The sequence below is a fragment of the Psychromonas sp. 14N.309.X.WAT.B.A12 genome (assembly GCF_030397575.1).
In the GTDB taxonomy this organism is placed as follows: Bacteria; Pseudomonadota; Gammaproteobacteria; order Enterobacterales; family Psychromonadaceae; genus Psychromonas.
This window is the reverse complement of record NZ_JAPNXS010000001.1, coordinates 212,108-225,452: the sequence shown is the minus strand read 5'-3', so window position 1 is coordinate 225,452 and position 13,345 is coordinate 212,108. Positions and strand designations below refer to the sequence as shown.

12 protein-coding genes are annotated in these 13,345 nt (G+C 37.0%); 6 read left to right on the top strand and 6 right to left on the bottom strand.

Annotated features, from left to right (window positions below; translation table 11 throughout):
• Positions 1-69 precede the first annotated feature (69 nt).
• Positions 70-930: a MurR/RpiR family transcriptional regulator gene (locus OW492_RS01045; protein WP_290037814.1), complete on the top strand. Its 861-nt coding sequence runs from the start codon at positions 70-72 to the stop codon at positions 928-930.
• 75 nt (positions 931-1,005) lie between these two features.
• Positions 1,006-2,436 carry a pyruvate kinase gene (pyk, locus tag OW492_RS01040; protein ID WP_290037813.1) on the top strand — a complete coding sequence of 477 codons (1,431 nt, stop codon included), beginning with the start codon at positions 1,006-1,008 and terminating at the stop codon, positions 2,434-2,436.
• An 80-nt stretch (positions 2,437-2,516) separates the two neighbouring features.
• Here pyk and OW492_RS01035 read toward each other — a convergent pair whose 3' ends face one another.
• Both OW492_RS01035 and OW492_RS01030 read right to left on the bottom strand, forming a co-directional pair.
• Positions 2,517-3,077: a glutathione S-transferase gene (locus tag OW492_RS01035; RefSeq protein ID WP_290037812.1), complete on the bottom strand. Its 561-nt coding sequence runs from the start codon at positions 3,075-3,077 to the stop codon at positions 2,517-2,519.
• A gap of 181 nt (positions 3,078-3,258) precedes the next feature.
• Complete coding sequence (locus tag OW492_RS01030; protein ID WP_290037811.1) at positions 3,259-4,278, bottom strand: GGDEF domain-containing protein; 1,020 nt, start codon at positions 4,276-4,278, stop codon at positions 3,259-3,261.
• Positions 4,279-4,629: 351 nt separating this feature from the next.
• Here OW492_RS01030 and OW492_RS01025 point away from each other — a divergent pair, with 351 nt between their 5' ends.
• Both OW492_RS01025 and OW492_RS01020 read left to right on the top strand, forming a co-directional pair.
• Positions 4,630-5,985, top strand: coding sequence for a YjiH family protein (locus tag OW492_RS01025; RefSeq protein ID WP_290037810.1), 1,356 nt, complete (start codon positions 4,630-4,632; stop codon positions 5,983-5,985).
• Positions 5,986-6,096: 111 nt separating this feature from the next.
• A complete protein-coding gene (locus tag OW492_RS01020; RefSeq protein ID WP_290037809.1) occupies positions 6,097-6,696 on the top strand; it encodes a MarC family protein in 600 nt (199 codons plus the stop codon).
• Positions 6,697-6,711: 15 nt separating this feature from the next.
• Here OW492_RS01020 and dinB read toward each other — a convergent pair whose 3' ends face one another.
• Complete coding sequence (dinB, locus tag OW492_RS01015; RefSeq protein WP_290037808.1) at positions 6,712-7,827, bottom strand: DNA polymerase IV; 1,116 nt, start codon at positions 7,825-7,827, stop codon at positions 6,712-6,714.
• Positions 7,828-8,076: 249 nt separating this feature from the next.
• On the opposite strand from dinB, the gene OW492_RS01010 reads away from it, so the two are divergent.
• On the top strand, positions 8,077-10,458 hold the full coding sequence (locus OW492_RS01010; RefSeq protein ID WP_290037807.1) for a heavy metal translocating P-type ATPase: 2,382 nt from the start codon (positions 8,077-8,079) through the stop codon (positions 10,456-10,458).
• A gap of 72 nt (positions 10,459-10,530) precedes the next feature.
• A complete protein-coding gene (gene cueR, locus OW492_RS01005) occupies positions 10,531-10,917 on the top strand; it encodes a Cu(I)-responsive transcriptional regulator (RefSeq protein WP_290037805.1) in 387 nt (128 codons plus the stop codon).
• A 59-nt stretch (positions 10,918-10,976) separates the two neighbouring features.
• Here cueR and OW492_RS01000 read toward each other — a convergent pair whose 3' ends face one another.
• From OW492_RS01000 to OW492_RS00990, 3 genes are all read right to left on the bottom strand, one after another.
• A complete protein-coding gene (locus tag OW492_RS01000; protein WP_290037804.1) occupies positions 10,977-12,293 on the bottom strand; it encodes a dicarboxylate/amino acid:cation symporter in 1,317 nt (438 codons plus the stop codon).
• A gap of 453 nt (positions 12,294-12,746) precedes the next feature.
• The gene (locus OW492_RS00995) at positions 12,747-12,953 is read right to left on the bottom strand and encodes a hypothetical protein (RefSeq protein WP_290037803.1); all 207 of its coding nucleotides are present in this window, start codon (positions 12,951-12,953) and stop codon (positions 12,747-12,749) included.
• Positions 12,954-13,164: 211 nt separating this feature from the next.
• Positions 13,165-13,317: a hypothetical protein gene (locus OW492_RS00990; protein WP_290037801.1), complete on the bottom strand. Its 153-nt coding sequence runs from the start codon at positions 13,315-13,317 to the stop codon at positions 13,165-13,167.
• Positions 13,318-13,345: the final 28 nt, after the last annotated feature.

Here is a 13,345-nt window from a genome sequence, read left to right as displayed (position 1 = left end):
AGTTTTATTTCATTTTTAGTTGCAAATTTTCCATTACTAGACACCAACTTATTGCTGAGTGAAAATATAATGAATACGTTAGAGTTAATTAAAAAAAATCTTGATACTTTTAGTAAATCAGAACGAAAAGTAGCTGAAGCTATTTTAGCTTCTCCAGAAACAGCTATTCATTCAAGCATTGCCAACCTTGCCAAAATAGCAGAGGTCAGCGAACCGACTGTTAATCGTTTTTGTCGCCGTTTAGATACCAAAGGCTTTCCTGATTTTAAACTACATTTAGCACAAAGTTTAGCCAATGGCACGCCTTATGTGAACCGAAATGTAAATGAAGATGATGGCCCAGAAGCTTACACATCGAAAATTTTTGAATCTACTATGGCCTGTTTAAATGCAGCCAAGAATGGTTTAGATACTAATCTCATTAATCGCGCTGTCGATGTATTAACACAAGCAAATAAAATATCCTTCTTCGGATTAGGCGCTTCTTCGTCCGTTGCACATGATGCGCTGAATAAATTTTTCCGTTTTAATATTCCAGTTTCTTGTTTCGATGACATCGTAATGCAACGTATGAGCTGTATTAATGGTAGTGAAGGTGATGTAATTGTATTGATTTCACACACAGGCAGAACCAAGCCTTTAGTAGAAATAGCACAATTAGCCCGAGAGAATGATGCCTTTGTTATTGCCTTAACAGCAGAAGACTCTCCACTAGCGGAACAAAGTAATTTAGTACTTTCTTTAGGTGTACCTGAAGATACAGATATTTATATGCCAATGTCTTCACGTATCGCACAACTAGTTCTCATTGATGTACTCACTACTGGTTTCACATTACGCCGTGGTGCAAAGTTTAGAGATAATTTAAAAAGGGTAAAAGCGGGTATTAAAGATTCTCGTTTTGAAAAAACTAATGATGAAGCGCTTTAAAAGTATTACAGTATAACGGTGCATTTATTAACCCCCTTTTAGCCTTATATTTTTTTATATGTAACAGGAGTTAACATGGCAAGACGTACGAAAATAGTTACTACTTTAGGCCCAGCGACGGACCGCGGTAATAATTTAGAACAAATCATTGCAGCTGGTGCCAATATGGTACGTATGAATTTTTCTCACGGTGAAGCAGCTGACCACATCAAACGCGCACAACAAGTTAGAGAAATTGCCGTTAAACTAGGCAAAGAAGTGGCGATCATGGGCGATCTTCAAGGCCCTAAAATCCGCGTATCTACTTTTGAAAATAATAAAATTCAATTGGCTGTCGGCGATAAATTTACATTAGATAGTGATGTAGAAAAAGGCCAAGGTAATCAACAACACGTTGGTTTAGATTATAAGACGCTTCCGCAAGAAGTGGATACAGGCGATGTCTTATTATTAGACGATGGCCGTGTTCAGCTTAAAGTTGAATCAGTTGAAGGCAATAAAGTACATACCGTAGTTACTATTGGTGGACCGCTTTCAAATAATAAAGGTATCAATAAGCAAGGTGGTGGTTTATCTGCTGCTGCATTAACAGACAAAGATAAAAGAGATATTTTCACTGCCGCTGAAATCGGTTGTGATTACCTTGCTGTATCTTTCCCTCGCAATGGTGCTGACTTACATTATGCACGTAAATTAGCGCAAGAAGCTGGTAGCTTTGCTAAAATCGTTGCTAAAGTTGAACGTGCTGAGGCAGTTGAAACAAAAGAAGCATTAGAAGATATTATCTTAGCCTCTGATGTGGTGATGGTTGCACGTGGGGATTTAGGTGTTGAAATTGGTGACGCACGTTTAGTTGGCGTACAAAAAGATATGATCCGTACTGCACGTCGTTTAAACCGCGTTGTTATCACTGCGACGCAGATGATGGAATCAATGATCAGCGCACCGATGCCAACACGTGCGGAAGTTATGGATGTCGCAAATGCGGTATTAGATGGGACTGATGCGGTAATGTTATCGGGTGAAACGGCAGCAGGTGATTACCCTGTTGAAACCGTAAGAGCGATGAGTGAAGTATGTATTGGTGCAGAAAAACATCCTAGTATTAACGTTTCAAACCATCGTATTAACCATACTTTTGATGATCCTGGTGAAGCGTTAGCAATGACTACTATGTATGCCGCTAACCATACAAATGGCGTTAAGGCGATTGTTGCATTAACCGCGTCTGGTTCTACACCGTTGTTAATGTCTCGTTTAAGCTCTGGTTTACCGATTTACGCACTTTCTAGTAATCAGCAAACATTAAACTACTGTGCATTATACCGTGGTGTAACGCCTGTTAAGTTTGAATCTACAACGACTAACAGCATCGAGTTTATTGAAAATGCGTTAACGACACTAAAAGCATCTAACTTAATTGCTGAAGGTGATTTGATTCTGTTAACTCATGGTGACAATATCAATCAAGGCTTTACTAATACTTGTAAGATCATCAAAGTATAAACTGAGTTAAACTTATTTTTTAAGTTACAAAAAAGGCGTGTTATTCATTGAATAACACGCCTTTTTAATAAAATCTTATTTTATTCTTTAGGTGCAGTTTGCGTAAAGATAGGATCTGTTTGAGCAAGATCTAATAATTGTTGTAGCGCTGGAAAAGCATCTAGTGAAATTTGATTCCTGAATATAGCCCAATCAAGAAATACTGCTAATCGAGTTTCAGCCTGAGTTAACGGCAATGCTTGGCTAAATGTTTTATTGTTAATCGCTTCTAGACCAGATTGAATACGATCTTTCTGACGTGTTAAGTAAACACTTTGATCGGCCGTTATACCGTCAAATTTAGCTAACAGGACTAAATTAACACAAGCATCTAATACTGTGTTGGTCATATGGTAAAGTTCTACTTCTTCTAAATCAGTTAAAAATCCCTCTCCAACTAATTCATAAAGATGGGTCAGAATAGACGTTGAATCAGTCAGTTTTAATTCACAATCAACTAAAAGTGGTACTTTTTTAGTTGGTGATAATGTGGCACTTTGTGTTGCATCAATTTCAAGAAATTCGCACTCAAGTTCTGTTTGTAATAGTGCAATGCGACAGTGACGAACAAAGGGTGAAGTGTAGCTACCGTATAATTCCATGAGTAAACCTTTAAAGTAAGAGTAAGTAATACCACTCGGATGAAACTTATTTAATGGTATCGTGAAGTACCTGATTATATAAGCTCAATGCTTATTAATCACTTTATGAAACTCTTTATTATTAGTCAATATAACTATTCACTGAGTCCTATCATTGATATTTTACATATAAATCAATTAATTAAATAGGTAAAACACGATTTCTTCCTAAATTTTTGGCTTTATAAAGGTATTCATCTGCCCGTGCAATCACTTCAGTAATACTTTCATTTGGCTGACTTTCCACCACACCAAATGAAGCGGTAATATTGTTAATCATCTGTCCAGAACGTTTATCTTTTAAGGATAGTTTTTCTAATTTTTTACGTATGGATTCTGCAAAATGACGGGCAATACGAATATTAGTTTTAGGTAATAACATCACAAACTCTTCACCGCCAAAGCGATAAGCGGTGCTTTGCTCGCGCATACTTTCGTTAATTTTACGACCAACGGCTTTTAAAACTTGGTCCCCTAACAGGTGCCCCCAAGTATCATTGAATTGTTTGAAGTGATCTATATCGCAAAGGATGATGGAAAAACTTCCGCTATTAGATTGTAGGTAACTAGTGAGCTCTGTATCAAAAGCATGACGATTAAGCAGACCAGTTAATGAATCATATAGTGCAGCTTTACGTGATTCCTCTAGCTGAGTTTTTAATGTGCCAATTTCATTCTTAGCTAACGCTAGACTATTACCAAAGAATTGCGTCGCATTACGCATTTGTTTTGCATCTTTTTCTAAGCTTTTTAATAAACCAACCACTTCCTCTATTGACCAGCCCTCTTCTTCTACTTTACTGATATTAGAAACATTTTTATCAAAAGAGTGCTGAAAGTCGGTGGTATCAGAATGCGTATCGCCAATTAATTGGTCCAGTTGCGTCATCATATTTTCAAGAGTTGAACGGAATTCCCATGTTTCATTTTCTGTTGCAGAGCAAACATGCTCTCGATAAAGTGACTCAGCTTGAATAGGCGAACAAATATCACTCGCTGACAATAATTTATCCATGGACTCTTTAAGTGCAGGATTTTTTTCAGCAACATAGTGATACCAAAGAGCATAATTGTTAGGTGTGGTTGGCACTGAGTATTTCATCATTAATGGCAATGCTTTCTTTAGGTTGTTAGCAGACTCTACAATTAGCTCTTTGCTCATAATATCTTTCTTATTAGGTTTATGAATTAATTAACTCAAATTATAAACCCTAATTAGGTATTTATGCATTAAAATATACGAGAACTAATCACCGATCTCATATTCTTTCTGCGATTATCAAATAATTAACTAAGTCTTTGTTATTTATTACTTTGTAAAATTACTACTCACACTTCCTTCCTGTAAATGATTGAATCAAAAATCTAAATAAAGCTTTTATTGATATTGCGTAATATTTGTTACTAATTGCCGATTTACAAGACTATACAAAGCAAGTACTCTTGCGCCGCTGTGCAACATTGCACCCTATTTTAGTCGTTTTAACGGCTCAATTTTTATGAAGGTAACAGAGTGACACAAAGAAAATCATTTACGCTAAGTACAATATTGACGTTCATTATCCCATCATTGATTGGGTTGATATTGTTTATGGCACCTATTCAATACAATGATGCGTTGACTATCCCAATTGCTATTATCTCTAAAGCGTTACAAGCTTTATTAGGTGATGCTATTACCCTTATTGTCACGATCGTTGTTTTAATCACAGCGATACTCAGCTTAATAAGTAAAATAGCCAATCCTGCTTTTTTACAACGCTCCTCTTTTATCCATGGCTTGCTTAATGTTAGCCCAATTTGGTTAATCATTCGTGTGTTGGGTGCGGTATTTATTGTCGCGACTTATTGGGGTATTGGCCCGGAAATGATTAACTCAGGCAATACAGGTGCGTTAGTACTAAATGATTTAATGCCGGTTTTATTATGTGTATTTATTTTTGCAGGTCTATTATTACCGCTATTACTTAATTTTGGTTTATTAGAATTATTTGGAACGTTATTAACCAAAATCATGCGCCCTGTATTTAACTTACCAGGCCGAAGTGCTATCGATTGTATGGCGTCTTGGTTAGGTGATGGAAGTGTCGGTATTTTAATGACCAGCAAGCAGTATGAATCACGTTTCTACACACAACGTGAAGCCGCTGTTATCGGTACTACCTTCTCTGCTGTATCAATAACTTTTTCATTAGTTGTGATTTCACAAGTAAAACTAGAATACTTATTCTTGCCTTTCTACTTGTCTGTTTGTCTAGCCGGTATTGTAGCTGCGATCATCGTACCTAAATTACCACCACTACGTAATAAGAAAGATCTTTATATAGACGGCTCTGCACGCGAAGAAGGTGATGAAAAAACGCCTGAAGGTCATCATTTATTATCATGGGGTTTTCATCAAGCCTTAACACGCGCTGAACAAGCTAAAGGGTTCAAGAGTACTATTCAAGATGGCATCAAAAATGTGATTGATATGGTATTTGGTGTTTTACCCGTGGTCATGGCGATTGGTACAATTGCGTTAATGATTGCAGAATACACACCTATTTTTAATTACTTAGGTATGCCTTTCATTCCTCTACTTGAGTTATTACAAATTCCTCAAGCAGAACAAGCGTCAACGACTATTGTTGTCGGTTTTGCAGATATGTTTATTCCGTCTATTTTAGCCGCTTCAATTGAATCTGATATGACGCGCTTTATTATTGCGGCAATGTCGGTAACACAGTTAATTTACATGAGTGAAGTGGGTGCTCTATTATTAGGTAGTAAAATACCTGTTAATATCGCAGAATTATTTATTATCTTTATTCTACGTACATTAGTAACGTTACCCGTGATTGCAGGTGTTGCACACTTTATCTTCTAAATGTGTCATCATAGGCTAATCTTAATAATGGCAGGCTAATAACCTGCCATTTTTATATCTGACCATTAGGTCATTGCATCCATCGATTATATAAAAAGAAGAGAGTTTAAAATGGATTTTGCATTATACCTTCATGCTATTACTGGTTTATTAGTAATTATCGATCCCATTGGTTCGGCATTAATATTTAACTCCCTCACCTCAGGTAGTGACCAAAGACACCGTAATTTAATGGCGATTAAATCTATTATTATCAGTGGATTAACTTTAGTTCTATTTGGTAATTACGGTGAAGCACTGTTTTCACAATTAGGTATCAATATTAATTCACTACGTATCTCAGGTGGGTTACTACTTTTTTATACCGCATTTATGATGATTACACAGGAATTGAAGTTTTCTAATAGTGGTAAAAATGCAGATATTTCCGTCTTTCCAATGTCAATTCCGCTTTTGGCTGGTCCAGGTACATTAACGCTTGCTATTTTACTATACTCACAACCTCCAGAAACGGGAAGTACCATGTTATCTGTGACAGCAGCTATCATTAGTGTGTTACTCATTACAATGGTAGGAATGGTCGGGTCAAAATATTTGAAGAAGATTATTGGTAAAACTGGCGATGAGATTTTACGTCGCTTCTTGGGCGTTATTTTGGCTGCACTGGCGATTCAATTTATTTATGAAGGTGTACGAAACATTTCAATGTAAAAAGCTAACTGGCGATCAATCATCAATCAAACTTAACTGTATGGATTGCTCGCTAGACTTTTCACTCAGCCCGACGCTTACGCCTAATAAACGGATTGGTTTATCGGGGTTTGCGACAATCAATTGATGTAATAATTGCTCAAATATTCCCTGATTCAACTGTGAATATTTGCGTTCACTACTCTTGATTGTAAAGTCACTAAACTTTAACTTTACTCCCAGTTTAGTGACCACCTTCTTTGATAGATGCTTTTCAACACGTTGTGTTAATTGTTGATAGAAATCGGCTAGTTTTAACAGGCACTGCTCTTCCGTTAATAAATTATGTTCAAAGGTATGCTCTACGGCCACTGACTTCCGCTCTCTATTTGGCTGCACCTCACGGTTATCTATGCCTTTGCTGAAAGCTAACAATGATTTCCCTAGTTTCCCAAAAGTTAGCAATAATGCCTGTTCAGGATACTGTGCGACATCCGTACAAGTGACTAACCCTTTTTCAGCTAAATGTCCTTGTGCAACTTTGCCCACACCAGGTATTTTCTTTAATGGTAGCGAGGCAATAAAGCCTGGTGCTTGCTCGGGACTGATCACAAATTGCCCATTGGGTTTGTTTTCATCAGATGCGATTTTTGCAAGAAACTTACAATAAGAAACACCTGCAGAGGCTGTTAGGTTAAGCTCATCTTGAATAGTTTGTCTGATATCTTGGGCAATATAAGTAGCGGAGCCTTTAAATAAAGTACAATCTGTCACATCTAAAAACGCTTCATCCAAAGACAGAGGCTCTACTAGGTTCGTATAACGATGAAAAATAGCCCGTATTTTTTGTGATATTTCAACATATACCGCCATTCTACCAGGTACAATTAATAAACTAGGACAAAGTTGCTTTGCTTTAAATACAGGCATAGCCGAGTGTATGCCAAATTCTCTGGCGTGATAGTTACACGTTGATAACACCCCTCTGCGTTGGCTTTTGCCACCGATTGCAAGCGGGATGCCTTGATATGAAGGATTATCTCTCATCTCCACCGCAGCATAAAAACAATCCATATCAATATGAATAATTTTACGTACTGTTTTCTGACCAACAACAGTTGGAGCAACAGATTGCACTTCTTCTATGGACATACTGAAACAATCCTATCTATAAAATAATTCAAGCAAAAGCCCTTAGCTATGATAGTTCAATGATAATAACTTAAGAGCAACTCAATACTAATTAACACAATAACTGTTTTTATAAACAGTATAATTATAAAGCATATACAAAGTAACTAATAATTTTTTGTTGTTTATGTTTGACGTTACCCTTACGGTAAGGGTTAGTCTTTGTTTATGATTTCAACAAAACAACACGACTAGTATAGGAGGGTAACAATGACTAACCCAAACAACATCACTTTTCCTGTCTATGGAATGCACTGTGCTTCATGTGCCACTAATCTAAGTAAAGCCTTTAATCAGATTGAAGGTATTGACTCTCAAGTTAACCTTACATTGGAAAAGGCCACTTTGGCCTTTGATAAGACCGATAATAAACACCCTTTAGCGCCAATGATAATGGAAGTATTATCTGAAAAAGGTTATCAAACAGACCATCAAAATATTCAATTTGAAGCAGAATGGTCCTGCTCAAGCTGTGTAGAAAGCACGTTAAAAGCGATTAAATCACATCACCTAGTGTTCGATGCAACAGCTAACTTTGCCACTAAGACACTACAGGTTAATACCTTTGCGGGTGTAGCGAGCAAGCCATTTATTAAGGAATTAATAGACTTAAGTCCTTATCCATTAACACATAAAGTAGCAATAACTACACAACAACAATTGCTCAATAAGCAAAAATTAGAGCAAAAGAAACAACGCCGAGAACATGTTAGTCTGGCTATTGCTGTATTACTCAGCCTGCCATTTTGGGTTGCAATGATCAACATGCTATTTAGTGACACCCCTTTGTTATTACCTTGGGTTGAATTTGCACTTGCCACTCCGCTTCAGTTTATTGTGGGGGCACGTTTTTATAAAGGAGCGTGGAGTAGCCTAAAAGGCGGTTCGGCTAATATGGACGTACTTGTTGTTTTAGGCACCTCTGCGGCTTACTTTTTCAGTTTGTATCACCTACTAAACAATACGCCATCACATCTTTATTTTGAAACCAGTAGCTTAGTAATTGTATTAATACGTTTAGGTAAATATTTAGAGTTTCGAGCAAAACAGGCTAGCAGCAAAGCTATTAGCGCATTAAGTCAATTACAGGTTTTAGATGCGCTAGTTAAAAAAGGCAACAATTTTAAACGAGTGCTAATGGAAGAGATACAAGTCAACGACATAGTCCAAGTTGCAGTTGGCGATAAAGTCCCTGTTGATGGCATTGTAATAGAAGGCAGCAGCTATATTGATGAGTCATTATTAACCGGTGAAAGCGCTGCTATTCAGAAGCAACAAGATGATAAGGTGTTTGCGGGGACGTTAAATGGTGACGGTACATTATTAATTAAAACCACTGCAGTCAATGAACAAACGAAGTTACATAATATTATTCAATTGGTTGAATCAGCACAAATGAGTAAAGCACCTATTTTACAATTGGTGGATAAAGTCAGTGCTATTTTTGTCCCTATTGTTTTAGTTATTGCAGTTATTACCTTTGTCCTTTGGATGTTCACTACAGGCGATTTAGAGCAAGCTTTAATGCACAGTGTTGCTGTATTAGTGATTGCTTGTCCTTGTGCGCTTGGTTTAGCAACCCCAACAGCTATGGTGGTTGGGACAGGATTAGCCGCGCAAAAAGGGATATTAATTAAAGATATTAATACACTACAACTCGCTCATAAACTCAAGCATATCGCCTTTGATAAAACGGGTACACTTACTAAAGGGCAAGTCGCAATAGATGATGTGACCTCTTTTGATTCACGGTTTTTACCTCTTTTATTAGCGATGCAACAATCAAGTAAGCACCCTATCGCAAAAGCTGTTGTCGCATATTGTAAAGAGTTAAATATTAATGCAGAGCAAATTGGTCAACCACAAAACATACATGGCGAAGGCCTACATGGACGTTTTAAAGAACAAGACCTATTAGTGGGAAATCGTAAATTACTAACCCATTTTGATATTGATGTTGAGCAACAACTAGCGATCCATACGGTCAATGTAGAGGCGGATCAGAATGTTATTTATGTATGTTATGCTGGCACTTTATTAGGGTTATTTATTATTGCAGATGAACTTCGCCCTGAGAGTCAAACAGCTATCACTGAACTTAAAGAGTTGGATTTAACAACGACTTTAATCAGTGGAGATAAATACAGTGTTGTACAAGCCATGAGTGCAGAATTAGGCATTAATAGCTTTTATGCCGAACAAACACCTGAGCAAAAATTACAACAATTATCACTCCTACAAAAAGACGCTTTAGTGGCGATGGTAGGGGATGGTGTTAATGATGCCCCAGCTCTTGCACAAGCCGATGTCAGTATTGCAATGGGTGGAGGGAGTGATGTGGCGAAACAAACCGCTTCAATGACCTTAATGCATGATGACCCACGACTAATTGCTGTGGCCATGAAAATATCACGAGCAACTTGGTCGACGATCCGTCAAAACTTATTTTGGGCATTTATTTTTAATGCATTAGCGATACCTGCAGCAGCATTAGGTTATTTAAGCCCTTCTATTGCGGCAATCGCGATGAGTGCATCAAGTTTAATTGTGTTGAGTAATTCACTGCTATTAAAGCGTACTCGTTTAAAATAACCTACTAAAGACAGAGCGAATTATCCATGTGTTACTAATACACATGGTTAAAAACAGCATAGGAAAATGATTATGTTATCGATTAGCCAAGCAGCAAAAGAAACCGGGTTATCTGTTAAATCAATTCGGCATTATGAATCTATCGGTTTAATCTCTTCCCCTCCTCGCGAGGAAAACGACTACCGATTTTATCCAGAGCAGATAATACAACAGTTACATTTCATTCATAAAACTAAACAAGCAGGTTTTAACCTTAAAGAATGTAAAGCACTTTTATTATTATCAGAAGATGAACACCGAAATAGTGCCGATGTGAAAACCATTGCGTTACAAAAAATTCAAGAAATAGAACTACGTATTAAACAGCAACAAGCGATTGTTAATCAGTTGAAAAAGATAACTCAACAATGCCCAGGTAATGAACAAGCCAATTGCAGTATTATTGATGCCTTTAGTTAACAGGTAATAAAAAGCCCAGTTATAAACTGGGCTTATCAACTGACTAAATCAAAAACGGATTAAGCGTTTATATTTTTACCTGAAACAAGTTCATCAGACTCTTCTTTATTACCCGCATTTGGGTCATTGAATACATTAACGTCCATCTCACCTTCAGACTTAGCAACGATACAAGTCACCACACTGTCACCAGTAATATTAACGGCAGTACGAATCATATCAACTAATCTATCAACACCAAGTAGCATCGCAATCCCTTCAACTGGAAGGCCTACTTGATTCAATACCATCGCTAACATGATGATACCAACACCAGGAACACCGGCCGTACCGATAGACGCTAAAGTTGCTGTTAAAATTACAGCGACGTAATCAGATAAGGTTAGGTCAATATTAAATGCTTGTGCAATAAATACTGTCGCAACTCCTTGCATAATAGCCGTGCCATCCATATTGATAGTTGCACCTAGTGGTACAGTGAATGAAGCGACTTTATTATTAACACCAAGACGTTTAGTGGTTGTTTCTAAGGTAGCAGGAATAGTGGCATTAGATGATGAAGTTGAGAATGCGAAGCTGATTGCTGTTTCCATTTTTTTGAAAAAGATAATTGGGCTTAAACCAGTGAATGCCTTAAAGAAGGCACTATAGGTAACCACAGCATGTATAACAAGCGCAGCAGTAATCACTAAGAAATAGTTAATTAAATTAAAGATCGCGTCTAAACCAATTTCACTAAATAGTTTCGCCATTAAGAAGAATACACCGTAGGGTGCAATCTTCATTAACATAACCACTAGCTTCATGATCACAGTATTAAGATCAAAAAATATCGCAGAAATACGCTGTCCAGCGCTCCCTGATGCACTAATAGCAATACCAAATAAAATAGCAAAAACTATAATTTGTAGAGTATTACCTGCAGCCATTGCGTTAATTGGGTTCGTTGGGAACATGTTAATAATAACATCACCTAATGAAGGTGCATCTTTAGTTGCATAGGTTGTTGCTTGTGCTAGATCAACACCCACACCTGGTTCGAATATATTTGCCATGAAGATAGCAAGTGTTATAGCAATCGCTGTCGTCGCCATATAAAAGGCAAGCGTTTTACCGCCTAAACGACCTAATGTAGACATATCTTTTAAACTGCTTGTACCACAGACTAATGAGATGAAGATCAGTGGCACCACTAACATTTTTAATGTAGCGATAAAGATTTTACCACCTACATAAAATAAACCGTTAACGATGTAATCTTGTACAAAATCCACATCAGCTAGAACAGAGCGAATTAAAAATCCAGTTAGGATACCAATTCCCATGCCGATTAAAACTTTCTTGGTTAATGACATTTTTTGCTTAATTGCTGTCATAATAATTCCTTGTATTCCATAAAAATGATCTCTTAATCTTGATATGTTGCGCAGATAATTAAGCCATCATGGCCATGCGGCGAAGCCGTTTAATCCTTTATTAACATCTGGAAATATGCAAAATATTCATCGCGAAAAAAGAGGTGAAGCTAAAAACGGCGCTATCTATACCATAAGTAGATAGCAATAAGGAAATGTTAGTTATGCAGTATGAAGTCGATTTTATTCATTTAAACCCCATTAATTAAAATAGCTAAACAGTGTAGACCGCAGTAATACTGCATTGTAGAGATACTTTTAAAGCTAAATGATTTAATAATCATTTTATTGTCTTTTTTATCAATGACTCTGATAGCTGAAATATTTTGTGTGCTTTTTGACCATTTTTTTTCATGGAGTCAATCGCGAACTCTATGCGTAGTTTGTGCAATACTTGTGAATTTTATGCTGTATTCAACAATAAAATTGTAACAATTCACCAAGCTTAACTTTCTCGCCTGCCACAAAGCCAACCACTGTAATATCGTTGGGTGGTAAAAAAAATAATGATAATGCGCTGGGCACCGCTTGTTTTAATAAACGACGACAAGCTTGCTTTACCAATCGCACAGTATTCACTGAGCCATCTTCGGCTAACCACCTTTTACAAATACCAGGCACATATTGTGTATGCTCTTTTGCATTTCATTGACGTTATTTAACGCTCCTCACCTCACAAATTCACTAGGATCCTGCTTAAAATTTTCTAAAATGGGCAACAAATAACGTGGATCTTTTTTTAAATCTGGCAAAGCCATAGCCCAAGGTAAACGAGGACGCCCACCTTCGGAGACTAATCGCCTAGTATGATCATTAGAGTTATTTGTCCACGCTAACAAATAACGTGCATTTTATCAGGATAACGTTCAATGAAGGCTGTAATAGCACACTCTGCACTCAAAAATTGAGTAATATAAGCCAGTGAAGTTGAAGCAGCAGTTAAATCATGTAAACCGTGTATATCAATATAAACAGGAATAAACATGCTTTGCTAGCTGGTAAAGTGTGGTGCA

Excerpts from the sequence above, each read along its gene's own strand:
- OW492_RS01045 (WP_290037814.1), top strand. The coding sequence starts at position 70 with ATGAATACGTTAGAGTTAATTAAAAAAAATCTTGATACTTTTAGTAAA.
- pyk (WP_290037813.1), top strand. The coding sequence starts at position 1,006 with ATGGCAAGACGTACGAAAATAGTTACTACTTTAGGCCCAGCGACGGAC.
- OW492_RS01035 (WP_290037812.1), bottom strand. The coding sequence starts at position 3,077 with ATGGAATTATACGGTAGCTACACTTCACCCTTTGTTCGTCACTGTCGC.
- OW492_RS01030 (WP_290037811.1), bottom strand. The coding sequence starts at position 4,278 with ATGAGCAAAGAGCTAATTGTAGAGTCTGCTAACAACCTAAAGAAAGCA.
- OW492_RS01020 (WP_290037809.1), top strand. The coding sequence starts at position 6,097 with ATGGATTTTGCATTATACCTTCATGCTATTACTGGTTTATTAGTAATT.
- dinB (WP_290037808.1), bottom strand. The coding sequence starts at position 7,827 with ATGTCCATAGAAGAAGTGCAATCTGTTGCTCCAACTGTTGTTGGTCAG.
- OW492_RS01010 (WP_290037807.1), top strand. The coding sequence starts at position 8,077 with ATGACTAACCCAAACAACATCACTTTTCCTGTCTATGGAATGCACTGT.
- cueR (WP_290037805.1), top strand. The coding sequence starts at position 10,531 with ATGTTATCGATTAGCCAAGCAGCAAAAGAAACCGGGTTATCTGTTAAA.
- OW492_RS01000 (WP_290037804.1), bottom strand. The coding sequence starts at position 12,293 with ATGACAGCAATTAAGCAAAAAATGTCATTAACCAAGAAAGTTTTAATC.
- OW492_RS00990 (WP_290037801.1), bottom strand. The coding sequence starts at position 13,317 with ATGTTTATTCCTGTTTATATTGATATACACGGTTTACATGATTTAACT.